Source organism: Citrobacter sp. C5_2, assembly GCF_014596845.2.
GTDB classification, from domain to species: domain Bacteria; phylum Pseudomonadota; class Gammaproteobacteria; order Enterobacterales; family Enterobacteriaceae; genus Citrobacter; species Citrobacter werkmanii.
Genome location: NZ_CP115032.1, coordinates 4,986,630 through 5,009,978, shown reverse-complemented (window position 1 = coordinate 5,009,978; position 23,349 = coordinate 4,986,630). Strand labels below are relative to the sequence as shown.

General features: G+C 52.5%; 21 protein-coding genes. 19 read left to right on the top strand and 2 right to left on the bottom strand.

The genetic code is table 11. From position 1 onward, the window contains the following. Positions 1–25 precede the first annotated feature (25 nt). From ICA20_RS24290 to rep, 3 genes are all read left to right on the top strand, one after another. Positions 26–775, top strand: a complete 750-nt coding sequence (locus tag ICA20_RS24290) for a nucleoside phosphorylase (protein ID WP_038634590.1) — start codon at positions 26–28, stop codon at positions 773–775. Next, entirely contained in the window at positions 775–1,503 is a 729-nt protein-coding gene (gene pnuC, locus ICA20_RS24285; RefSeq protein ID WP_038634587.1) for a nicotinamide riboside transporter PnuC, read from the top strand. The genes ICA20_RS24290 and pnuC overlap by 1 nt, the downstream gene beginning before the upstream one ends. Before the next feature lie 103 nt (positions 1,504–1,606). Next, positions 1,607–3,631, top strand: coding sequence for a DNA helicase Rep (rep, locus tag ICA20_RS24280; protein ID WP_038634584.1), 2,025 nt, complete (start codon positions 1,607–1,609; stop codon positions 3,629–3,631). A gap of 37 nt (positions 3,632–3,668) precedes the next feature. Here rep and gppA read toward each other — a convergent pair whose 3' ends face one another. Continuing rightward, positions 3,669–5,150: a guanosine-5'-triphosphate,3'-diphosphate diphosphatase gene (gppA, locus tag ICA20_RS24275; RefSeq protein WP_038634581.1), complete on the bottom strand. Its 1,482-nt coding sequence runs from the start codon at positions 5,148–5,150 to the stop codon at positions 3,669–3,671. Between the two features lie 133 nt (positions 5,151–5,283). Then, the gene (rhlB, locus tag ICA20_RS24270; protein WP_003829013.1) at positions 5,284–6,552 is read right to left on the bottom strand and encodes an ATP-dependent RNA helicase RhlB; all 1,269 of its coding nucleotides are present in this window, start codon (positions 6,550–6,552) and stop codon (positions 5,284–5,286) included. A gap of 131 nt (positions 6,553–6,683) precedes the next feature. Here rhlB and trxA point away from each other — a divergent pair, with 131 nt between their 5' ends. From trxA to ICA20_RS24190, 16 genes are all read left to right on the top strand, one after another. Then, positions 6,684–7,013: a thioredoxin TrxA gene (gene trxA / locus ICA20_RS24265; protein ID WP_001280776.1), complete on the top strand. Its 330-nt coding sequence runs from the start codon at positions 6,684–6,686 to the stop codon at positions 7,011–7,013. A gap of 158 nt (positions 7,014–7,171) precedes the next feature. After that, positions 7,172–7,273, top strand: a complete 102-nt coding sequence (locus ICA20_RS24260) for a rho operon leader peptide (RefSeq protein WP_110496374.1) — start codon at positions 7,172–7,174, stop codon at positions 7,271–7,273. Between the two features lie 78 nt (positions 7,274–7,351). Further along, positions 7,352–8,611 (top strand): transcription termination factor Rho, encoded by a 1,260-nt coding sequence (gene rho, locus ICA20_RS24255; protein WP_002437993.1) that lies wholly within the window; start codon positions 7,352–7,354, stop codon positions 8,609–8,611. Between the two features lie 238 nt (positions 8,612–8,849). Then, complete coding sequence (wecA, locus tag ICA20_RS24250) at positions 8,850–9,953, top strand: UDP-N-acetylglucosamine--undecaprenyl-phosphate N-acetylglucosaminephosphotransferase (RefSeq protein WP_038634568.1); 1,104 nt, start codon at positions 8,850–8,852, stop codon at positions 9,951–9,953. Positions 9,954–9,965: 12 nt separating this feature from the next. After that, on the top strand, positions 9,966–11,012 hold the full coding sequence (gene wzzE / locus ICA20_RS24245; protein WP_038634565.1) for an ECA polysaccharide chain length modulation protein: 1,047 nt from the start codon (positions 9,966–9,968) through the stop codon (positions 11,010–11,012). A 55-nt stretch (positions 11,013–11,067) separates the two neighbouring features. Further along, positions 11,068–12,198, top strand: a complete 1,131-nt coding sequence (wecB, locus tag ICA20_RS24240; protein ID WP_038634562.1) for a UDP-N-acetylglucosamine 2-epimerase (non-hydrolyzing) — start codon at positions 11,068–11,070, stop codon at positions 12,196–12,198. Then, positions 12,195–13,457, top strand: coding sequence for a UDP-N-acetyl-D-mannosamine dehydrogenase (wecC, locus tag ICA20_RS24235; protein ID WP_038634559.1), 1,263 nt, complete (start codon positions 12,195–12,197; stop codon positions 13,455–13,457). Before wecB ends, wecC begins: the two co-directional genes overlap by 4 nt. Next, entirely contained in the window at positions 13,457–14,524 is a 1,068-nt protein-coding gene (rffG, locus tag ICA20_RS24230) for a dTDP-glucose 4,6-dehydratase (RefSeq protein WP_038634557.1), read from the top strand. The genes wecC and rffG overlap by 1 nt, the downstream gene beginning before the upstream one ends. Before the next feature lie 33 nt (positions 14,525–14,557). Continuing rightward, a complete protein-coding gene (rfbA, locus tag ICA20_RS24225; RefSeq protein WP_038634554.1) occupies positions 14,558–15,439 on the top strand; it encodes a glucose-1-phosphate thymidylyltransferase RfbA in 882 nt (293 codons plus the stop codon). Beyond that, positions 15,417–16,094: a dTDP-4-amino-4,6-dideoxy-D-galactose acyltransferase gene (gene rffC / locus ICA20_RS24220; RefSeq protein WP_038634550.1), complete on the top strand. Its 678-nt coding sequence runs from the start codon at positions 15,417–15,419 to the stop codon at positions 16,092–16,094. Before rfbA ends, rffC begins: the two co-directional genes overlap by 23 nt. Before the next feature lie 4 nt (positions 16,095–16,098). After that, positions 16,099–17,229 (top strand): dTDP-4-amino-4,6-dideoxygalactose transaminase, encoded by a 1,131-nt coding sequence (gene rffA, locus ICA20_RS24215; RefSeq protein WP_038634547.1) that lies wholly within the window; start codon positions 16,099–16,101, stop codon positions 17,227–17,229. A 1-nt stretch (position 17,230) separates the two neighbouring features. Next, positions 17,231–18,481: a lipid III flippase WzxE gene (wzxE, locus tag ICA20_RS24210; protein ID WP_038634544.1), complete on the top strand. Its 1,251-nt coding sequence runs from the start codon at positions 17,231–17,233 to the stop codon at positions 18,479–18,481. Further along, positions 18,478–19,557, top strand: a complete 1,080-nt coding sequence (locus tag ICA20_RS24205) for a TDP-N-acetylfucosamine:lipid II N-acetylfucosaminyltransferase (protein WP_038634542.1) — start codon at positions 18,478–18,480, stop codon at positions 19,555–19,557. The genes wzxE and ICA20_RS24205 overlap by 4 nt, the downstream gene beginning before the upstream one ends. Beyond that, positions 19,554–20,909: an ECA oligosaccharide polymerase gene (gene wzyE, locus ICA20_RS24200; protein ID WP_038634539.1), complete on the top strand. Its 1,356-nt coding sequence runs from the start codon at positions 19,554–19,556 to the stop codon at positions 20,907–20,909. The genes ICA20_RS24205 and wzyE overlap by 4 nt, the downstream gene beginning before the upstream one ends. Beyond that, entirely contained in the window at positions 20,909–21,649 is a 741-nt protein-coding gene (wecG, locus tag ICA20_RS24195; RefSeq protein ID WP_038634536.1) for a lipopolysaccharide N-acetylmannosaminouronosyltransferase, read from the top strand. Before wzyE ends, wecG begins: the two co-directional genes overlap by 1 nt. A gap of 276 nt (positions 21,650–21,925) precedes the next feature. After that, positions 21,926–23,311, top strand: coding sequence for an amino acid permease (locus tag ICA20_RS24190; protein WP_038634533.1), 1,386 nt, complete (start codon positions 21,926–21,928; stop codon positions 23,309–23,311). The last annotated feature ends 38 nt before the right edge of the window (positions 23,312–23,349 follow it).

Sequence of the window (23,349 nt, the reverse complement as noted above, 5' to 3'; positions counted from 1 at the left end):
CCGCAAGAGTGAAGGAGGCGCGAGAATGTCGCTGCAACCCCATATCCAGTTAAGCAAGGAGATGACCGGCGCACGCTATGCGCTGCTGCCGGGCGATCCGTTGCGGGTAGACCGCATCGTCAATTTTCTTGATAACCCAGAACAGCTTGGTCAAAACCGGGAGTTTCGCGCCGCGCGAGGTTGGTATCAGGGCGTCGAGATTTTGGTGCTCTCTACCGGGATCGGTGGGCCGTCTACGGCGATTGCCATTGAAGAACTGCGCCAGATCGGCCTAACAACCCTGATTCGTATCGGTAGCTGTGGGGCGTTGCAGGATAATCTTGCGCTCGGTGACGTGATTATCGCCCATGCCGCAGTAACGGATGACGGGACCAGCCGTACCTATGCGCCAGCAGGCTATCCGGCCTGCGCCGACCCGCAGTTAACCTGGGAACTGATGGCGCAGGCTCGCCAGATGAATATCCCCGCCGTGTGCGGCCTGGTGCGTAGCCACGACAGTTTTTATACCGATCGGGAAGCAGAACTGGATGCGCAGTGGTCGGCGCTCGGCGTTCTGGGCGCGGATATGGAGAGCGCCGCTCTGATGACTATCGGCGCGCTGCGAGGGTTACGTACGGCGTCATTACTCAACGTGGTGGTGGCCCACAACGGTTGTCTGGATAGCAGCATCAATGATTATGTCCAGCAGGACGCGTTGTGCCAGCAGGGTGAAGAACGGCAAATTGCCCTGGCGCTCCGCGCCATTTATTCCGTCAGCCAGTCAGGAGGTCAGTGATGGACTTTTTTAGCATTAACAATGTGATGGTCAACATTCCTCTCGGCGAAGGCGGGTATGCGCTATCGTGGATTGAAGCCATTGGTACCGTATTTGGTCTGTTATGTATCTGGTGTGCCAGCCGGGAAAAAATCATCAATTACCTGTTTGGCTTGATTAACGTCACGTTGTTTGCGGCGATTTTCTTCCAGATTCAGCTCTATGCCAGCCTGCTGCTGCAGGTGTTTTTCTTCGCCGCTAACATTTACGGCTGGTATGCGTGGAGCCGGCAAAACGAGGCGCAGGAAGCTGCGCTCAAAGTACGTTGGCTTTCCCGCCAGCAAACCCTGGTACTGGGCGGCGTATGCGCGGTGGCGATAGTTCTGATGACGCTGTTTATCGACCCGGTGTTTTCGGCGCTCACTCGCATCATGATTGCTCTGCTGCAAACATTTGGTATGCAGGTCGCTATGCCTGACCTTCAGCCCGATGCCTTCCCGTTCTGGGATTCCACCATGCTGGTATTGTCGATTGCGGCCATGGTACTGATGACGCGTAAATATGTTGAAAACTGGCTGCTATGGGTACTTATCGATGTCATTAGCGTGGTTATATACGCGGTGCAGGGCGTTTACGCCATGTCGCTTGAGTATGTCCTCCTGACTGCGATTGCTGTCATGGGAGCGTACGGCTGGATCAAAAGTGCGCAGCGAAATGGCTATACACCGCTTGCCGCGACGGTCTCCTGATTGACCCGATTTTCTGGCTACCCGCAGGGGTAGCCAGTTACTCTTTCTCCCCCTCTTTCTGCTACAATCCACCTCCCCGTGTTTACAGATTGAGCAATCCTCTATGCGTTTGAACCCCGGACAACAACAAGCCGTCGAATTCGTCACCGGACCTTGCCTGGTGCTGGCGGGAGCTGGTTCCGGTAAGACGCGTGTTATCACCAATAAAATCGCGCATCTGATTCGTGAATGTGGCTACCAGGCACGACATATTGCGGCCGTAACCTTTACCAATAAGGCTGCGCGCGAGATGAAAGAGCGCGTGGCGAAAACGCTGGGGCGTAAAGAAGCACGCGGGTTGATGATCTCCACTTTCCACACACTGGGACTGGATGTCATTAAGCGCGAATATGCGGCGCTGGGGATGAAGTCGAACTTCTCGCTGTTTGACGATACCGACCAGGTGGCCCTGCTTAAGGAGCTGACCGAAGGGCTAATTGAAGACGATAAGCTTATTCTCCAACAGCTGATCTCGACGATCTCCAACTGGAAAAACGATCTGATGACCCCGGCGCAGGCGGCGGCCAGCGCGAAGGGCGAACGCGATCGTATTTTTGCCCACTGCTACGGTTTGTATGACGCCCATATGAAGGCGTGTAACGTTCTCGATTTTGACGATCTGATCCTGCTCCCGACGCTGCTGCTTCAGCGCAATGAAGAAGTGCGCGAGCGCTGGCAGAATAAAATCCGCTATCTGCTGGTGGATGAATATCAGGACACCAACACCAGTCAGTACGAGCTGGTGAAGTTGCTGGTGGGGAAACGGGCACGCTTCACCGTCGTGGGCGATGACGATCAGTCGATCTACTCCTGGCGCGGCGCGCGTCCGCAGAACCTGGTGCTGCTGAGCAAAGACTTCCCGACCTTACAGGTGGTTAAACTGGAGCAAAACTACCGCTCCTCCGGGCGCATTCTCAAGGCGGCGAATATTCTTATCGCTAATAACCCGCATGTGTTTGAAAAGCGGCTCTTTTCTGAGCTGGGCTATGGTGCGGAGCTTAAGGTATTGAGCGCCAATAACGAAGAGCATGAAGCGGAGCGCGTCACCGGTGAACTGATTGCCCATCACTTCGTCAATAAGACGCAGTATAAGGACTATGCGATTCTGTATCGCGGCAACCATCAGTCGCGGGTGTTTGAAAAATTCCTGATGCAGAACCGCATCCCGTACAAAATTTCCGGCGGTACCTCGTTCTTCTCTCGTCCGGAGATTAAAGACTTGCTGGCCTATCTACGCGTACTCAGCAACCCGGATGACGACAGCGCGTTCCTGCGCATCGTTAATACGCCGAAGCGCGAGATTGGCCCGGCGACGCTGCAGAAATTGGGTGAATGGGCGATGACGCGTAATAAAAGCCTGTTTACCGCCAGTTTTGACATGGGCCTGAGCTCGACGCTGACCGGACGCGGATATGATTCACTGACCCGTTTTACGCACTGGTTGGGTGAAATTCAGCGCCTGGCAGAGCGTGAGCCCGTTGCGGCCGTGCGCGATCTTATCCACGGCATTGATTACGAGTCCTGGCTGTATGAAACCTCGCCGAGTCCGAAAGCGGCAGAAATGCGCATGAAGAACGTTAACACGCTGTTTAGCTGGATGACAGAGATGCTGGAAGGCAGCGAGCTGGAAGAGCCAATGACCCTGACCCAGGTGGTTACTCGTTTTACCCTGCGTGACATGATGGAGCGCGGAGAGAGCGAAGAAGAACTGGATCAGGTGCAGTTGATGACGCTGCATGCTTCGAAAGGGCTGGAGTTCCCGTACGTGTTTATGGTGGGAATGGAAGAAGGATTTTTGCCGCACCAGAGCAGCATTGATGAAGACAATATCGATGAAGAGCGTCGTCTGGCTTACGTAGGGATTACTCGCGCGCAGAAAGAGCTCATCTTTACCCTGTGTAAAGAACGCCGTCAGTACGGTGAGCTGGTACGCCCGGAACCGAGCCGTTTCCTGTTAGAACTGCCACAGGATGACGTTATCTGGGAACAGGAGCGTAAAGTGGTAAGCGCTGAGGAACGGATGCAAAAAGGGCAGGCCAGTATTGCCAATATTCGGGCGATGATGGCAAAGGCGAAAGCGAAGCCGTAGGCCGGATAAGCGCAAGCGCCTTCCGGCAAATCAACGATTAACGTACTTCCAGCGGCCAGTGGACATAGCTTTGCCACTCGCTTTCCTGATCGATGAGCTCTTTACCTAGCGGGTGATGTTCCAGCCAGCCTTCAGGCAGTATGACCGTCAAGTGCTCATCTCTTGCATCCAGCTGAATTTCCGGCACCAAATCATCGCGGCGACGGCTGGCGAAAATAATCGCCAGACGCAGCAAACGGCAAAGGTGCTCCGCGATGCGCGGTGGCACGGCGTTTTGCTGATGGAGCGAAGAGAGATCGACCGGATTGGTCTGGTTAAGTAACAACGTGGCTAACAGTTTTTTCTGCGCCGGCGTAAAACCTGGAAGATCGAGATTGCGCACCAGATAAGCCGCATGCTGTGGTGCCTGTTTAAAATCAACGCTCAACCCAATTTCATGCAGCTGGCAGGCACTAATCAGCAGTTCGCGGCTAATTGCTTCCAGATGCCACTTATTTTCCACTTGATCGAGGAATTTCGTTGCTAACATGGCAACGCGATGCGCTTGCTCTGTATCGACCATGAATCGACGCTGAATATTACGTAACGTGCGGCTGCGAATATCCTGATCCACCGCCAGATGTAGCATGCCATAGACCAGCCCTTCGCGTAATGCGCCGCCAGCAAGGGTCATGCACTGAATATTCAGTTCGGTGAAAATGGCAATCAGGATCGCCAGCCCGCTGGGGAAAACCAGCGCACGTTCCAGCGTTAAGCCTTCAATTTCCAGCTCTTCCAGACGGCCACAATGAATGGCTCGCTGCTTTAGCTGCTGAAGTTTCGCCAGCGTGATACGCTCATCCATGCCTTGCGCCATCATGATTTCCTGCAACGCCTGGACGGTACCAGAAGCACCAACGCAGACTTTCCAGCCATGAAAACGCAGTTTGTCAGCGACCGGACGCAGCACTTCGCGCGCAGCCTGCTCGGCCTGGTCGAAGTTTTCCTGCGCCAGATTACGATCGGTAAAATACCGTTCGAGCCAGGTGACGCAGCCCATTGACAGGCTAAACAAGGAAGTCGTTTGTGCGCCGGAGCCGGTAACCAGTTCAGTGCTGGCGCCGCCAATATCAACGACCAGACGCTGATCGGCCCCGCCGGTAGTGTGGGCTACACCCTGATAAATCAGTCGTGCTTCTTCTTCGCCGCTAATGACCTGGACAGGACAGCCGAGGATATCTTGCGCTTTAGCGATAAACTCATCGGCATTTACGGCGATGCGTAATGTTGCCGTGGCAACCACGCGGATTTGCGGTTGAGGTATATCCTGCAGGCGTTCAGCAAACAGGCGCAAACATTGCCAACCGCGCTCCATCGCCTCTGCGGAGAGAACGTAGTCGCTATTGAGTCCAGCGGCCAGACGCACTTTGCGTTTAATACGCGTGAGCGTCTGGATGCTTCCCGCCACCTCGCGTACGACCAGCATATGAAAACTATTGGAGCCGAGATCGATTGCCGCATACAACGAGGTAGAGTTCATACACTTCATCCTTCAACCTGTATCTGTGTTGGCTGCGTTCTCTCACCCGAATCACTTACAGTAAGCTCATCGGGATTCGTTTTCTTGCCGCCTTGATAAAGGCTGAATGATTTTGTGTATGGCATAACTTTTCTTAACCTGAACGACGACGATTACGCGGAGCGCCACCGGTACGACGTGGGCCATTACCTGTACGCGGGCGTGTCAGGCGCAGCGGCTTCGGCAGATCGGTCATTAGCGCATCCGGGTTGTACTTGCTGACCGGAATCGAGTGGCCGATATAGGTCTCGATTGCAGGTAAATTCAGCGCGTATTCTTCGCAGGCCAGGCTGATAGAGTGACCGCTTGCGCCAGCACGACCCGTACGACCGATACGGTGAACGTAATCTTCACAGTCATCCGGCAGGTCATAGTTAAAGACGTGCGTTACGGCTGGGATATGCAGGCCACGCGCGGCCACGTCAGTCGCAACGAGAATGTCGAGATCGCCACGGGTGAACTCATCCAGGATACGCAGGCGTTTTTTCTGCGCCACGTCACCGGTCAGCAGGCCGACGCGATGACCATCCGCAGCGAGGCTGCCCCAGATATCTTCACAACGATGCTTGGTGTTAGCAAAGACGATGGCGCGATCTGGCCACTCTTCTTCAATCAGCGTTTGCAATAAACGCATTTTTTCTTCGTTGGAAGGATAGAAGAGTTCTTCTTTGATGCGGTGACCTGTCTTCTGCTCCGGTTCGACTTCCACATACTCAGCGTTATTCATTTGTTCGAACGCCAGTTCGCGGACGCGATAAGAAAGGGTTGCAGAAAACAGCATGTTCAGACGTTGGGTGGTTGGCGGCATACGACGGAACAGCCAACGGATATCTTTAATAAAGCCCAGATCGTACATACGATCGGCTTCATCCAGCACCACGACCTGAATCGCGCCCAGGTTAATGTGGTTCTGCTTTGCATAGTCAATGAGACGACCGGTGGTGCCGATAAGAATATCGACGCCGCTTTCCAGCACTTTTAGCTGTTTGTCGTAACCGTCGCCGCCATAAGCCAGGCCTAATTTCAGACCGGTGGTCTGTGCCAGCGGCTCGGCATCGGCGTGGATTTGCACGGCTAACTCACGCGTTGGCGCCATAATTAACGCACGCGGTTGGTTCACCTTGCGATCGGCAATCGCGGGATGAGAGAGAAGATAATGAAACGTTGACGTCAGGAACGCCATCGTTTTTCCGGTACCGGTTTGCGCCTGCCCTGCAACATCACGACCTGCCAGCGTTAGCGGCAGCGCGAGGGCCTGAATGGGCGTGCAGTTATGAAACCCTTTATTTTCAAGGGCTTCTATCACCTTTGGGTGCAGGGCGAAGTCGGAAAACTTCTGTTCTGTTAAATGTGTTTTGCTCATAGTGTGGTAGAATATCAGCTTACTATTGCTTTACGAAAGCGTATCCGGTGAAATAAAGTCAACCTTTAGTTGGTTAATGCTACACCAACAGCCTACACCAACACGCCAGGCTTATTCCTGTGGAGTTATATATGAGCGATAAAATTATTCACCTGACTGACGACAGTTTTGACACGGATGTACTCAAAGCGGACGGAGCGATCCTTGTTGATTTCTGGGCAGAGTGGTGCGGTCCGTGCAAAATGATCGCTCCGATTCTGGATGAAATCGCTGACGAATATCAGGGCAAACTGACGGTTGCTAAACTGAACATTGACCAAAACCCAGGCACCGCGCCGAAGTATGGTATTCGTGGTATCCCGACCCTGCTGTTGTTTAAAAACGGCGAAGTAGCGGCGACTAAAGTCGGCGCACTGTCCAAAGGTCAGTTGAAAGAATTCCTCGACGCGAATTTGGCGTAAGGAAGTCTCATGATCGGGCGACCATACTTCGAATTGATTCGGATGACTGGACGCCCGACTTGAGTCGTGCTAAGTTAGTGTTGACTTCGTATTAAACATACCTTATTAAGTTTGAATCTGGTTATATCCCATACTTCCCGTAGTTTCTCGCGCGAGAAGTGGACAGATTCAGGGCCTTATCACTCAATCCGTCTTGTCGTTTCAGTTCTGCGTACTTTCCTGTGACCAGACAGCGAACAGACATGAGTCGATGGCCGTAAACAGGCATGGATGACCCTGCCATACCATTCACAACATTAAGTTCGAGATTTACCCCAAGTTTAAGAACTCACACCATTATGAATCTTACCGAATTAAAGAATACGCCGGTTTCTGAGCTGATCACTCTCGGCGAAAATATGGGCCTTGAAAACCTGGCTCGTATGCGCAAGCAGGACATTATTTTTGCCATCCTGAAGCAGCACGCAAAGAGTGGCGAGGATATCTTTGGTGACGGTGTGCTGGAGATATTGCAGGACGGATTTGGTTTCCTCCGCTCTGCAGACAGCTCCTACCTCGCCGGTCCTGATGACATCTACGTTTCTCCCAGCCAAATCCGCCGTTTCAACCTCCGTACTGGTGATACCATTTCTGGTAAGATTCGCCCGCCGAAAGAAGGTGAACGCTACTTTGCGCTGTTGAAAGTTAACGAAGTTAACTACGACAAACCAGAAAACGCCCGTAACAAAATCCTCTTTGAGAACTTAACCCCGCTGCACGCAAACTCTCGTCTGCGTATGGAACGTGGTAACGGTTCTACTGAAGACTTAACGGCGCGCGTACTGGATCTGGCATCGCCGATCGGTCGTGGTCAGCGCGGTCTGATCGTCGCTCCGCCGAAAGCGGGTAAAACTATGCTGCTGCAGAACATCGCGCAGAGCATTGCTTACAATCATCCAGACTGTGTGCTGATGGTGCTGCTGATTGACGAACGTCCGGAAGAAGTAACCGAGATGCAGCGTCTGGTGAAAGGTGAAGTTGTTGCGTCTACTTTTGACGAACCCGCCTCCCGTCACGTTCAGGTTGCGGAAATGGTCATCGAGAAGGCGAAGCGTCTGGTTGAACACAAGAAAGACGTTATCATTCTGCTTGACTCCATCACCCGTCTGGCGCGTGCTTATAACACCGTAGTTCCGGCTTCCGGTAAAGTTCTGACTGGTGGTGTGGACGCTAACGCCCTGCACCGTCCGAAACGTTTCTTCGGTGCTGCGCGTAACGTGGAAGAGGGCGGCAGCCTGACCATCATCGCGACTGCGCTGATCGATACCGGCTCTAAAATGGATGAAGTTATCTACGAAGAGTTTAAAGGTACCGGCAACATGGAACTGCACCTCTCTCGTAAGATTGCTGAAAAACGCGTCTTCCCGGCTATCGACTACAACCGTTCCGGTACCCGTAAAGAAGAGCTGCTCACCACCCAGGAAGAGCTGCAGAAAATGTGGATCCTGCGCAAAATCATCCATCCGATGGGTGAAATCGACGCGATGGAATTCCTCATTAATAAGCTGGCGATGACCAAGACCAACGACGACTTCTTCGATATGATGAAGCGTTCCTGATTCTGGCATCATCTGAAAACGCCACGTTTTTACGTGGCGTTTTGCTTTTGTAGATGTAATCTTAACGACACAATAACAATAATCCGGTATGACATACCGCCAGGCGAAGAAGGGTAGTAATTCGTATTTTGTGGTTAATAATCATACAGAACCACCTGATATGGAATCGGGTTTCTCTTCTGAATATTCGCCTTGATGGTTATACTTCGTATATTGATATTCTTTGAGAGTATGTATAGTGAATTTACTGACAGCAAGTACTGATCTCATCAGTATTTTTTTATTCACAACGCTGTTTCTTTTCTTTGCCCGCAAGGTTGCGAAAAAGATAGGATTGGTGGATAAACCCAACTTTCGCAAACGTCATCAGGGACTGATTCCGCTGGTTGGGGGGATTTCGGTTTACGCAGGCATTTGCTTTACGTTCCTCATCGCAGATTACTACATCCCGCATGCTACTCTCTACCTGGCCTGTGCTGGGGTACTGGTATTTATCGGTGCCCTGGACGACCGTTATGATATCAGTGTAAAAATCCGCGCAACCATTCAGGCCATTATCGGCATCATTATGATGGCAGTTGGTAAACTGTATCTGCTAAGCCTGGGGTATATTTTTGGTCCCTGGGAGATGGTGCTCGGTCCATTTGGTTATTTTCTTACCCTTTTTGCCGTATGGGCGGCGATTAATGCCTTCAATATGGTTGATGGCATTGATGGTCTGTTAGGTGGGTTATCCAGCGTCTCATTTGCGGCAATGGGGCTTATCCTGTGGTTCGATGGTCAGACAAGCCTGGCTATCTGGTGTTTTGCCATGATTGCCGCCATTTTGCCTTACATCATGCTGAATCTGGGCATTCTTGGACGCCGCTATAAAGTCTTTATGGGCGATGCGGGAAGTACGCTGATTGGCTTTACAGTAATTTGGATCCTGCTGGAGACCACTCAAGGGAAAACGCATCCAATTAGCCCGGTCACCGCACTGTGGATTATTGCCATTCCGTTAATGGATATGGTGGCGATTATGTATCGTCGTTTACGTAAGGGCATGAGCCCTTTCTCCCCGGACCGCCAACATATTCACCATTTAATCATGCGCGCCGGATTTACCTCCCGACAGGCATTTGTTCTGATCACGCTGGCTGCAGCGATCCTGGCCTCTATTGGCGTACTGGCTGAATATTCTCATATAGTCCCTGAATGGGTGATGCTGGTGCTCTTTTTATTGGCATTTGTTTTGTACGACTATTGTATTAAACGTGCCTGGAAGGTAGCGAGATTTATCAAACGCTTGAAACGCAAGCTGCGTAGAAACCGTGAAAGTAAACCAAACTTAACCAAATAGATTGAGGGTACGATGACACAACCATTACCGGGGGAACACGCCGTGAGCGCTGAAAATGAACTGGACATCCGTGGGTTGTTTCGTACCTTGTGGGCAGGGAAAGTGTGGATTATTGGTATCGCGCTTGCCTTTGCGATAGTCGCTCTCGCCTATACATTTTTTGCACGTCAGGAGTGGAGTGCTACGGCGATTTCAGACCGGCCAACGGTCAATATGTTGGGCGGTTACTACTCTCAACAGCAGTTTTTGCGTAACCTGGATATTAAGGCCAGTCTCGCATCTGCGGACCAACCGTCGGTAATGGATGAAGCTTACAAAGAATTCATCATGCAACTTGCCTCCTGGGATACGCGTCGTGAATTCTGGCAGCAGACTGATTACTATAAGCAGCGTATGGTGGGTAACAGTAAAGCCGATGCGGCGATGCTGGATGAACTGATTGGTAACATCCAGTTTATGCCAGGCGATGCGTTACGTAATACCAATGACAGTGTGAAACTGATTGCGGAGACGGCTCCTGATGCCAACAATTTGCTGCGTCAGTACGTCGCCTTTGCCAGTCAGCGTGCGGCGCGTCATCTGAATGAAGAGTTAAAAGGGGCCTGGGCTGCACGCACCGTGCAGATGAAGGCGCAGGTTAAACGCCAGGAAGAAGTGGCGAAATCACTATTCTCCCGCCGTGTTCACAACATTGAGCAGGCACTCAAAATTGCCGAACAGCATAACATTTCGCGTACCTCCACTGATGTTCCAGCTGATGAGTTGCCGGATTCTGAACTGTTCTTGCTCGGACGCCCTATGCTGCAGGCGCGACTCGAAAACCTACAGTCCGTTGGTCCGGACTTTGATCTGGACTACTTCCAAAACCGAGCCATGCTTAACACACTAAACGTTGGGCCAACTCTGGATCCGCGTTTTCAGACCTATCGTTATCTGCGTACGCCGGAAGAGCCGGTAAAACGTGACAGCCCACGCCGTGCCTTCCTGATGATTATGTGGGGCATCGTTGGAGCTCTGATCGGTGCTGGCGTCGCATTAACCCGTCGCCGCGCGATTTAGTAATACCGTTGCAGTGAGGGGCTGGGCCCTCGCTGCCAATCCGAAGAGAATCGATGTGAAAGTACTGACTGTATTTGGCACGCGACCAGAGGCTATAAAAATGGCACCTCTGGTTCATGCGTTGGCAAAAGATCCTGATTTTGAGGCAAAAGTTTGCGTCACAGCGCAGCATCGGGAGATGCTCGATCAGGTGTTGAACCTCTTTTCCATAGTACCTGACTACGATCTCAATATTATGCAGCCAGGTCAGGGGCTAACAGAAATTACCTGCCGAATCCTTGAAGGGTTAAAGCCAATTCTGGCTGATTTCAAACCTGATGTGGTGTTGGTGCACGGTGATACCACGACCACTATTGCTACCAGTTTGGCTGCGTTTTATCAGCGCATCCCGGTGGGGCATGTTGAGGCGGGTTTACGTACTGGCGATCTTTACTCTCCCTGGCCGGAAGAGGCGAACCGTACGCTGACCGGGCATTTGGCTATGTATCATTTTGCGCCAACAGAAAACTCGCGGCAAAATTTGTTACGGGAAGCTATTCCTGATAATCGTATTTTCATCACCGGTAATACGGTTATAGATGCGTTGATTTGGGTACGCGACCGCGTACTGGCGAGTGATGCATTGCGGGCTGAACTGGCAGAACATTACCCTTTCCTCAACGCTGACAAAAAGATGATACTGGTGACCGGTCATCGTCGGGAAAGCTTCGGTCGCGGCTTTGAAAACATTTGCCACGCACTGGCGGAAATTGCCGCGGCTAATCAGAATGTGCAGATTGTCTATCCGGTACACCTGAATCCTAACGTCAGCGAGCCGGTCAACCGCATCCTGGGGCACGTTGAAAACGTGATTCTGATTGAACCGCAGGACTACATGCCGTTTGTCTGGCTGATGAATCACGCATGGCTGATCCTGACCGATTCCGGCGGGATTCAGGAAGAAGCCCCATCCCTGGGGAAACCTGTGCTGGTGATGCGTGAAACAACGGAACGGCCTGAAGCTATTACCGCAGGCACTGTACGTCTGGTGGGGACTGACCCACAGCGTATCGTAGAAGAAGTCACGCGTTTGCTGCATGACGACAATGAATATCAGACCATGAGCCGTGCCCATAACCCATATGGTGACGGGCTGGCGTGTGGCCGCATTTTACACGCGTTAAAAAATAATCGGGTATCGCTATGAGTTTTACGACCATTTCTGTCATTGGGCTGGGTTATATCGGACTGCCAACGGCGGCTGCCTTTGCTTCCCGTCAAAAACATGTAATTGGCGTAGATATAAATCAACATGCAGTGGATACCATTAATCGCGGCGAAATTCACATTGTTGAGCCCGATCTGGCCGCTGTGGTGAAAACGGCGGTCGAAAACGGATTTCTTCGTGCAACCACCACTCCCGTAGACGCTGATGCGTATCTGATTGCTGTGCCTACCCCGTTCAAGGGAGAGCATGAACCCGATATGGTCTACGTTGAAGCTGCGGCGAAGTCTCTTGCGCCGGTGCTGAAAAAAGGCGCATTAGTGATACTTGAATCGACGTCACCTGTCGGGGCAACTGAACAGATGGCCGCATGGCTTGCAGAAATGCGGCCTGATCTGACTTTCCCGCAGCAGGTCGGTGAACAGGCCGATGTGAATATTGCGTATTGTCCGGAGCGCGTGCTGCCAGGCCAGGTCATGGTCGAACTGATTAAAAACGACCGCGTGATCGGCGGGATGACCGCCGTCTGCTCCGCGCGTGCCAGTGAGTTGTATAACATCTTCCTTGAGGGCGAATGTGTCGTGACCAACGCCCGCACCGCGGAAATGTGCAAGCTGACTGAGAATAGCTTCCGCGACGTCAATATCGCCTTTGCGAATGAATTATCGCTAATTTGCGCCGATCAGGGGATTAACGTCTGGGAACTGATTCGCCTGGCAAACCGTCATCCGCGAGTCAATATTCTGCAACCAGGACCTGGCGTTGGTGGACACTGTATCGCGGTCGATCCGTGGTTTATCGTGTCGCAGAACCCGCAGCAGGCGAAACTGATCCGTACCGCACGCGAAGTTAATGATGGTAAGCCCCATTGGGTCGTCGAGCGGGTAAAAGCCGCTGTGGCCGACTGTCTGGCAGATACCAACAAACGGGCCAGTGAAGTGAAAATCGCCTGCTTTGGTTTGGCTTTTAAACCGAATATTGATGATTTACGTGAAAGCCCGGCGATGGGAATTGCGCAAAGCATCGCGCATTGGCACAAAGGTGAAATGCTGGTGGTGGAACCGAATATCCATCAACTGCCGAAAAAACTGGACGGCATTTGCCAACTGGCGACATTGGACGATGCGCTGGCAAGCGCCGATGTGCTGGTCATGCTGGTCGACCATAATGAATTTAAAGCCATTAAAGGCGATGCGGTTCTTCAGCAGTACATCGTTGATACCAAAGGGGTCTGGCGCTAATGAAACGAATTCTGGTTACCGGTGGCGCGGGGTTTATCGGCTCGGCGGTTGTACGCCATATTATTCAAGAGACCCAGGATGCGGTGGTTGTGGTCGATAAGCTGACCTATGCCGGAAACCTGATGTCGCTGACGCCGGTTGCACAGAATGACCGTTTTGCCTTTGAGAAAGTGGATATCTGCGATCGGGCATCGCTCGACAAGGTGTTTCAACACTACCAGCCAGACTGCGTGATGCATCTGGCGGCAGAAAGCCATGTCGATCGCTCCATTGATGGTCCGGCTGCTTTTATCGAAACCAACATTGTGGGCACCTACACGCTGTTGGAAGCGGCACGCGCTTACTGGAGTGCATTGGCCAGCGAGAAAAAATCGGCGTTTCGCTTCCACCATATCTCAACTGATGAGGTGTATGGCGATCTCCATTCGACAGATGATTTCTTTACTGAAAGCACGCCTTATGCGCCGAGTAGCCCTTATTCCGCGTCGAAAGCCAGCAGCGACCATCTGGTACGCGCGTGGTTGCGAACCTATGGCCTGCCAACGCTCATTACCAACTGCTCTAACAACTATGGCCCCTACCATTTCCCGGAAAAACTCATCCCGCTGATGATCCTCAACGCATTGGCTGGGAAACCGCTGCCGGTATACGGCAATGGGCAACAGATCCGCGACTGGTTGTACGTAGAAGATCATGCCAGGGCGCTCTATTGCGTGGCGACAACGGGCGCGATTGGGGAAACCTATAATATTGGTGGTCACAATGAGCGTAAAAACCTGGACGTTGTCGAAACGGTTTGCAGCCTGTTGGAAGAGCTGGCGCCGCAAAAACCACAAGGCATTGCACAGTACCGAGACTTGATCACTTTTGTTGACGATCGCCCGGGTCATGATGTGCGGTATGCCATTGACGCGTCGAAGATTGCGCGTGAATTAGGCTGGATGCCGCAGGAAACGTTTGAAAGCGGAATGCGCAAAACCGTGCAGTGGTATCTGGATAATCAGGCATGGTGGAAACCCGTGCAGGATGGCAGCTATCAGGGTGAACGTTTAGGTCTGAAGGGCTAACAGCCTGGTTTTGGCTCCCGGAGGAGACAACGCATGAAAGGTATCATTCTGGCGGGCGGTTCAGGTACTCGCCTGTATCCCATTACGCGTGGCGTATCGAAGCAGCTATTGCCTATTTACGATAAGCCGATGATTTACTACCCGCTATCAGTGCTAATGCTGGCGGGGATTCGCGAAATTCTGATTATTACCACGCCGGAAGATAAAGGTTATTTCCAGCGTTTGTTAGGCGATGGCTCTGAGTTCGGCATTGAATTGCACTATGCCGAGCAACCCAGCCCGGATGGATTAGCGCAGGCATTTATCATTGGTGAAACGTTCCTTAACGGTGAACCGTCATGTCTGGTATTAGGGGATAATATCTTCTTTGGTCAGGGCTTCAGTCCAAAACTACGTCATGTAGCCGCCCGCACAGAAGGTGCGACGGTGTTTGGTTACCAGGTCATGGATCCTGAACGTTTTGGTGTTGTGGAGTTTGACGACAATTTTCGCGCTATCTCTCTGGAAGAGAAGCCGAAAGCACCGAAATCTAACTGGGCGGTAACAGGGCTCTATTTCTATGACAGTAAAGTGGTGGAATACGCAAAACGCGTGAAACCTTCTGAGCGTGGAGAACTGGAGATTACGTCGATCAACCAGATGTATCTTGATGATGGGCATCTGACGGTGGAATTGCTTGGACGTGGCTTCGCCTGGCTGGATACCGGTACGCATGACAGTCTGATCGAAGCGAGTACTTTTGTGCAGACGGTAGAAAAACGTCAGGGTTTTAAAATAGCCTGTCTGGAAGAGATCGCCTGGCGTAACGGTTGGCTGGATGATGAAGGCGTGAAACGTGCCGCCAGCTCGCTGGCTAAAACGGGCTATGGCCAATATTTGCTGGAGCTGCTCCGTGCTCGTCCGCGCCAGTATTGAGCCGCTTAGCTGGGAAAATACGTTTTTTGGCGTGAATAGCGCCATTATACGTTTTGACCAACACGCGCCGGTTCTGACGGTGGATGCGTTACGTCCCTGGTCGCGGGTACAGGCAAAAATTGCTGCCGCAAATACCCATGAATTGGATGCCTTGCAGCGGTTGGGTTTCTCACTGGTCGAAGGCGAAGTGGATTTTGTACTGCCAGTGACGTGTGCCAGCGGCAACTCTGACGCGCAGATCGCGCAAACTACGGATATCCCGGCATTACGCTGCCTGGCAGAACAGGCATTCGCGCAAAGCCGTTTTCGCGCCCCGTGGTATGCCGCAGATGCCAGTTCGCGTTTTTATGCGCAGTGGATTGAAAATGCGGTGCTGGGGACGTTCGATCATCAATGCCTCGTTTTACGCACGCCGACAGGTGAAATTCGTGGTTATGTCTCGCTGCGCGAACTGAATGCGACCGAGGCGCGAATAGGCCTACTGGCCGGGCGTGGCGCGGGTGAAGAACTAATGCTGGCTGCGCTTTGCTGGGCGCAGGCCCGCGGTAAAACAATATTGCGCGTGGCAACCCAAATGGGTAACACCGCCGCGCTTAAACGTTACATACACAGTGGTGCGAATGTAGAAAGCACCGCGTATTGGTTATACAGGTGACACGATGATTCCATTTAATGCACCGCCGGTGGTGGGAACTGAACTCGATTACATGCAGTCTGCGATGAACAGCGGCAAACTGTGTGGCGACGGCGGCTTTACCCGTCGCTGTCAGCAGTGGCTGGAGCAGCATTTTGGCAGCGAGAAAGTTCTGTTGACGCCATCTTGTACCGCATCGCTTGAGATGGCGGCATTGCTGTTGGACATTCAGCCCGGCGATGAAATCATCATGCCGAGCTACACATTTGTCTCCACGGCTAACGCATTCGTTTTACGCGGGGCGAAAATCGTCTTTGTTGATATCCGTCCGGATACCATGAACATTGACGAAATGCTGATTGAAGCGGCGATCACCGACAAAACCCGCGCTATTGTGCCGGTACATTACGCGGGCGTGGCCTGCGAAATGGATACCATTATGGCGCTGGCCAGCAAACATAACCTGTATGTGGTCGAAGATGCGGCTCAGGGCGTGATGTCGACCTACAAAGGCCGGGCGCTGGGGACAATTGGTCACATCGGCTGCTTTAGCTTCCATGAGACTAAAAACTATACCGCAGGCGGTGAAGGCGGCGCGACGCTGATCAATGATGAAAAATTAGTCGAACGTGCCGAGATTATTCGTGAAAAAGGGACAAATCGTAGTCAATTTTTCCGTGGCCAGGTAGATAAGTATACCTGGCGCGATATCGGCTCCAGCTATCTGATGTCCGATCTGCAGGCTGCCTATTTGTGGGCGCAACTGGAAGCGGCCGACCGTATTAACCAGCAGCGTCTGGCGCTGTGGCAGAATTACTATGATGCCCTCGAACCGCTGGCGCGTGCCGGACGTATTGAGCTGCCTGCTGTCCCGGAAAACTGCGTGCAGAATGCCCATATGTTTTATATCAAGCTGCGCGATATCGACGATCGCACCGCGTTGATTAATTTTCTCAAAGAAGCCGAAATTATGGCGGTGTTCCACTATATCCCGCTACATGATTGCCCGGCTGGCGATAAATTTGGCGAGTTTGCCGGTGTGGATCGTTACACCACCAAAGAGAGCGAGCGTCTGCTGCGTTTACCGCTGTTCTATAACCTGTCGCCGGTTAATCAGCGAACGGTAATTTCGACCTTACTCAATTACTTCGCCTGATATGTCGCTTGCTAAAGCGTCCTTATGGACGGCGGCCAGTACGCTGGTAAAAATTGGGGCGGGTTTGCTGGTGGTGAAGTTATTGGCCGTCTCCTTTGGCCCGGCAGGTGTGGGCCAGGCGGGTAATTTTCGCCAAATGGTCACCGTGCTGGGCGTGTTGGCGGGAGCCGGCATTTTCAACGGCGTCACGAAATACGTTGCGCAGCACCATGACGATCCGGCCCGGCTCCGTAAGGTGGTCGGTACATCTTCCGCAATGGTGCTGGGATTCTCTACGCTGATGGCGGCGGTTTTTCTGCTGGCGGCCGCGCCGATCAGTCAGGGGTTGTTTGGCCATACGCATTATCAGGGGCTGGTTCGACTGGTTGCGCTGGTGCAGATGGGTATCGCCTGGGCGAACCTGCTACTGGCGCTAATGAAAGGCTTCCGCGATGCGGCAGGCAACGCGCTGTCGCTGATTGTGGGTAGCCTGGTTGGCGTAGTGGCTTACTATGGCTGCTATCGCCTGGGGGGCTATGAAGGCGCCTTGCTGGGTCTGGCCCTGGTGCCTGCGCTGGTCGTTATCCCTGCCATTATTATGCTGCTTAAGCGTGGAACTATTCCGCTGCATTACCTGAAGCCCTCGTGGGACAATGGTCTGGCAGGGCAGTTAAGCAAGTTTACGCTGATGGCGCTGATTACCTCTGTTACGCTGCCTGTGGCATACGTGATGATGCGAAACCTGCTGGCGGCACAGTACAGCTGGGATGATGTGGGGATCTGGCAGGGGGTCAGCAGTATCTCCGATGCGTATCTGCAATTTATTACCGCCTCATTCAGCGTTTACTTGCTGCCGACGTTGTCGCGGCTGACAGAAAAGCATGACATTACCCGCGAGGTCATTAAGTCACTGAAGTTCGTGCTGCCGGCGGTTGCCGCCGCGAGCTTTACCGTTTGGCTATTGCGTGATTTTGCGATCTGGCTGCTCTTTTCCGCAAAATTTACCGCCATGCGCGACCTGTTTGCCTGGCAACTGGTCGGCGATGTACTGAAAGTTGGCGCCTACGTTTTTGGTTATCTGGTGATCGCGAAAGCGTCGCTGCGGTTTTATATTCTGGCTGAAATTAGCCAGTTCATGTTATTGACGGCGTTTGCCCACTGGCTGATCCCGGCACATGGTGCTCTGGGAGCAGCGCAGGCGTATATGGCAACATACATCGTCTATTTTTCTCTTTGTTGTGGCGTGTTTTTACTCTGGCGTAGGCGGGCATGACTGTACTGATTCACGTTCTGGGATCGGATATCCCTCACCATAACCACACCGTGCTGCGGTTTTTTAACGATTCGCTGGCTGCGACGAGCGAGCACGCGCGCACGTTTATGGTTGCAGGCCAGGATGCTGGGTTCAGTGAGAGCTGCCCGGCGTTATCGCTGAGTTTCTACGACGGAAAAAAGGCGCTGGCCCGGGCGGTTATTGCGAAGGCGAAAGCGGATCGCCAACAGCGCTTCTTCTTTCATGGTCAGTTCAACACCAGCCTGTGGCTGGCGCTGCTGAGCGGGGGAATTAAACCGGAGCAGTTTTACTGGCACATCTGGGGCGCGGATTTATATGAAGTTTCCAGTGGGCTGAAATTCCGACTGTTTTACCCGATTCGTCGCATGGCGCAGAATCGCGTGGGCTGCGTGTTTGCTACGCGAGGCGATTTACGTTATTTCGCCGGGCAGCATCCGCACGTTCGCGGCGAACTGCTCTATTTCCCAACGCGGATGGATCCCTCGCTCAATAATATGAGCAGTGAAAGCCAGCGCAGCGGTAAGATGACGGTGTTGGTTGGCAACTCTGGCGATCGCAGCAATGAGCATATTGCCGCGCTACGTGCCGTTCACCAGCAGTTTGGTGACACGGTGAATGTGATAGTGCCAATGGGGTATCCTGCCAATAATACGGCCTATATCGACGAGGTGCGTCAGGCGGGTCTGGCATTATTTAGCGCGGATAATTTGCAAATATTGAGTGAAAAACTGGAGTTTGATGCCTATCTGGCACTATTGCGTCAGTGCGATCTGGGCTACTTTATTTTTGCCCGTCAGCAAGGGATCGGCACCTTATGTTTGTTGATCCAGGCCGGTATCCCGTGCGTGCTCAACCGTGAAAATCCTTTCTGGCAGGATATGGCAGAGCAAAATATCCCGGTTCTGTTTACGACAGATCAACTCAATGAAGGTCTCGTACGTGAAGCGCAGCGGCAACTGGCGTTGGTAGATAAAAATACGATCACCTTCTTTAGCCCGAATTATCTGCAGCCGTGGCATAACGCGCTGCGCATTGCTTCAGGAGAAACTAAATGAGCCTGATGCAATTCAGCGGACTGCTGGTGGTCTGGCTGCTCTCCACTTTGTTTATCGCCACGCTGACCTGGTTTGAATTCCGCCGCGTGCGTTTTAACTTCAACGTCTTTTTCTCGTTGCTGTTTTTGCTAACGTTCTTCTTCGGATTCCCGCTGACCAGCATCCTGGTGTTTCGTTTTGATGTGGCGGTAGCGCCCCCGGAGATCCTGCTGCAGGCTTTGCTGTCAGCTGCTTGCTTCTATGCCGTTTACTACGTGACGTATAAAACGCGTTTACGTAAGCGCGTAGAGGATAAGCCGCGCAGGCCGCTATTTACCATCAATCGCGTTGAAGCCCATTTAACCTGGGTTATTCTGATGGCGATTGCGTTGGTGAGCGTGGGCGTCTTCTTTATGCACAATGGGTTCCTGCTGTTCAGACTGCAATCCTACAGCCAGATTTTTTCCAGTGAAGTCTCTGGCGTGGCGTTAAAGCGCTTCTTCTACTTCTTCATTCCGGCAATGCTGGTGGTCTACTTTCTGCGTCAGGACAGCAAAGCGTGGCTGTTTTTCCTGGTAAGCACCGTCGCGTTTGGCTTGTTGACCTATATGATTGTCGGTGGAACGCGCGCCAATATTATTATCGCGTTTGCCATCTTCCTGTTTATCGGCATTATTCGCGGTTGGATTTCGCTGTGGATGCTGGCCGCCGCAGGCGTGTTGGGCATCGTCGGTATGTTCTGGCTGGCGCTGAAACGCTACGGGATGAACGTGAGTGGTGACGAGGCGTTCTATACGTTCCTGTACCTGACGCGTGATACTTTCTCGCCGTGGGAAAACCTGGCGCTGTTGCTGCAGAACTACCACAATATTGAGTTCCAGGGGCTGGCGCCGATCGTCCGTGATTTCTACGTCTTTATCCCCACCTGGCTGTGGCCCGGGCGGCCGAGTATCGTTCTCAACTCCGCGAACTACTTTACCTGGGAAGTGTTGAACAACCACTCGGGGCTGGCGATTTCACCCACGTTAATTGGTTCGCTGGTGGTGATGGGCGGGGCGCTGTTTATACCGTTAGGCGCGATTGTCGTCGGGTTAATCATTAAATGGTTCGACTGGCTATATGAATTAGGTAACCGCGAAACCAATCGCTACAAGGCGGCCATTTTGCACAGTTTCTGTTTTGGCGCCATTTTCAATATGATCGTTTTGGCACGTGAAGGACTGGATTCGTTTGTCTCGCGAGTGGTCTTTTTCCTCGTGATTTTTGGCGTTTGTCTGCTGGTGGCAAAACTGCTGTTCTGGCTATTCGATAGCGCGGGACTTATCCATAAACGAATTAAATCGCTGCCCCGGACACAGATTGAAGGATCGTAATGACGGATAACACAACTGCGCCACTCTATTCGCTGCGCGGACTACAACTGATTGGCTGGCGCGATATGCAACACGCGCTAAATTACCTGTTTGCCGAAGGACGCCTCAGGCCTGGGACGCTGGTGGCTATCAATGCCGAGAAAATGCTGACGGCAGAAGATAACCCTGAAGTGCGGGATCTGATTAACGCCGCTGAGTTCAAATATGCGGATGGTATTAGCGTGGTGCGTTCGGTGCGTAAAAAATTCCCGCAGGCTCAGATTTCACGCGTAGCGGGGGCCGATCTCTGGGAAGCGCTAATGGCGAGAGCCGGGCAGGAGGGAACGCCGGTTTTCCTGATTGGCGGCAAGCCTGAGGTTCTGGCGCAAACCGAAGCCAAATTGCGTGCGCAGTGGCATGTGAACATTGTGGGTAGCCAGGACGGTTATTTTACGCCGGAGCAGCGTCAGGCATTGTTTGAACGTGTCCACGCCAGCGGTGCGCAAATTGTGACGGTAGCGATGGGATCGCCGAAACAAGAAATTTTTATGCGTGATTGCCGGAAGATCCACCCTGAAGCGCTGTATATGGGGGTAGGGGGGACCTACGACGTCTTTACCGGTCACGTTAAGCGTGCGCCTAAACTCTGGCAAAATCTGGGGCTGGAGTGGCTGTATCGCTTACTGTCACAGCCGAGCCGTATCACCCGTCAACTTCGTTTGTTGCGCTATCTCCGCTGGCACTATACCGGCAACCTCTGATGCTCTCTCCTCTGATAAGTAGCGTGATCTGCTCATCACGCTACTTATTCACAACATAATCGCTGCTTTCTCGCACAATCTATTCATTTTTTGAATGCTTTAATTGCCATTTAAGCGATTTTAGGAAACCATTCGCAACAATCATTACAGTGCCGTGGTGTTTTTGGCGCCAACCGTTAAGCGGTCGGTGCCGTATGGCCTGTTATGGAATAACAAGATGTACCCATAACGAGAACCGGTAATACCGGACAGCATGCAAACACATCAAGAGGATTTATGGCCGAGAACAAACCTGAGCTACAGCGTGGGCTGGAGGCTCGTCACATCGAATTAATTGCCCTTGGAGGCACTATTGGCGTCGGACTGTTTATGGGCGCCGCCAGTACCCTGAAATGGGCGGGGCCTTCGGTCCTGCTGGCGTATATCGTCGCGGGGCTGTTCGTCTTTTTCATTATGCGTTCCATGGGGGAGATGTTATTCCTCGAGCCGGTTGCCGGTTCATTCGCTGTTTACGCGCACCGTTACATGAGCCCCTTCTTTGGCTATCTTACCGCCTGGTCATACTGGTTTATGTGGATGGCGGTAGGGATATCAGAGATTACCGCCATCGGGGTGTACGTACAGTTCTGGTTCCCGGAAATGGCGCAATGGATACCCGCCCTGATTGCTGTCGGGCTGGTTGCGCTGGCAAACCTCGCCGCGGTTCGCCTGTATGGTGAAATTGAATTCTGGTTTGCCATGATCAAAGTGACCACCATCATTGTGATGATCGTTATTGGGTTAGGGGTCATTTTCTTCGGCTTTGGCAATGGTGGCCAGGCGATTGGCTTTGGCAACCTGACCGACCACGGCGGCTTCTTTGCCGGCGGCTGGAAGGGCTTTCTGACGGCATTGTGTATTGTCGTGGCTTCCTACCAGGGCGTAGAGCTGATCGGCATTACTGCGGGTGAGGCGAAGAACCCCCAGGTCACGCTGCGTAGCGCGGTGGGGAAGGTGCTGTGGCGTATCCTGATTTTCTACGTCGGCGCGATCTTTGTTATCGTCACTATTTTCCCGTGGAACGAGATCGGCAGCAACGGCAGCCCGTTTGTTCTCACCTTTGCCAAGATTGGTATTACCGCTGCGGCAGGGATTATTAACTTTGTGGTCCTGACGGCGGCGCTGTCTGGCTGTAACAGCGGCATGTACAGCTGTGGGCGTATGCTCTACGCGCTGGCAAAGAATCGCCAGCTACCAGCCGTTGTTGGAAAAGTCTCTCGCCATGGCGTGCCGGTTGCCGGTGTAGCGATTTCTATCGCGATCCTGCTGATTGGTTCGTGCCTGAACTACATCATTCCCAATCCGCAACGGGTGTTCGTTTATGTCTATAGCGCCAGCGTGTTGCCGGGGATGGTGCCGTGGTTTGTGATCCTGATAAGCCAGCTGCGTTTCCGTCAGGCGCATAAAGCGGCGATCGCCAGTCATCCTTTCCGCTCGATTCTGTTCCCGTGGGCGAATTATTTGACGATGGCGTTCCTGATTTGCGTATTAATCGGTATGTACTTTAATGAAGATACCCGAATGTCGCTGTTTGTTGGGATTATCTTCTTACTGGCTGTGACGCTCATTTATAAGGTTTTTGGTCTGAATCGTCATGGCACAGCCCATAAATTGCGGGAATAAGCGACAAAACGCACAAACCATGACCAAACGATAATTTA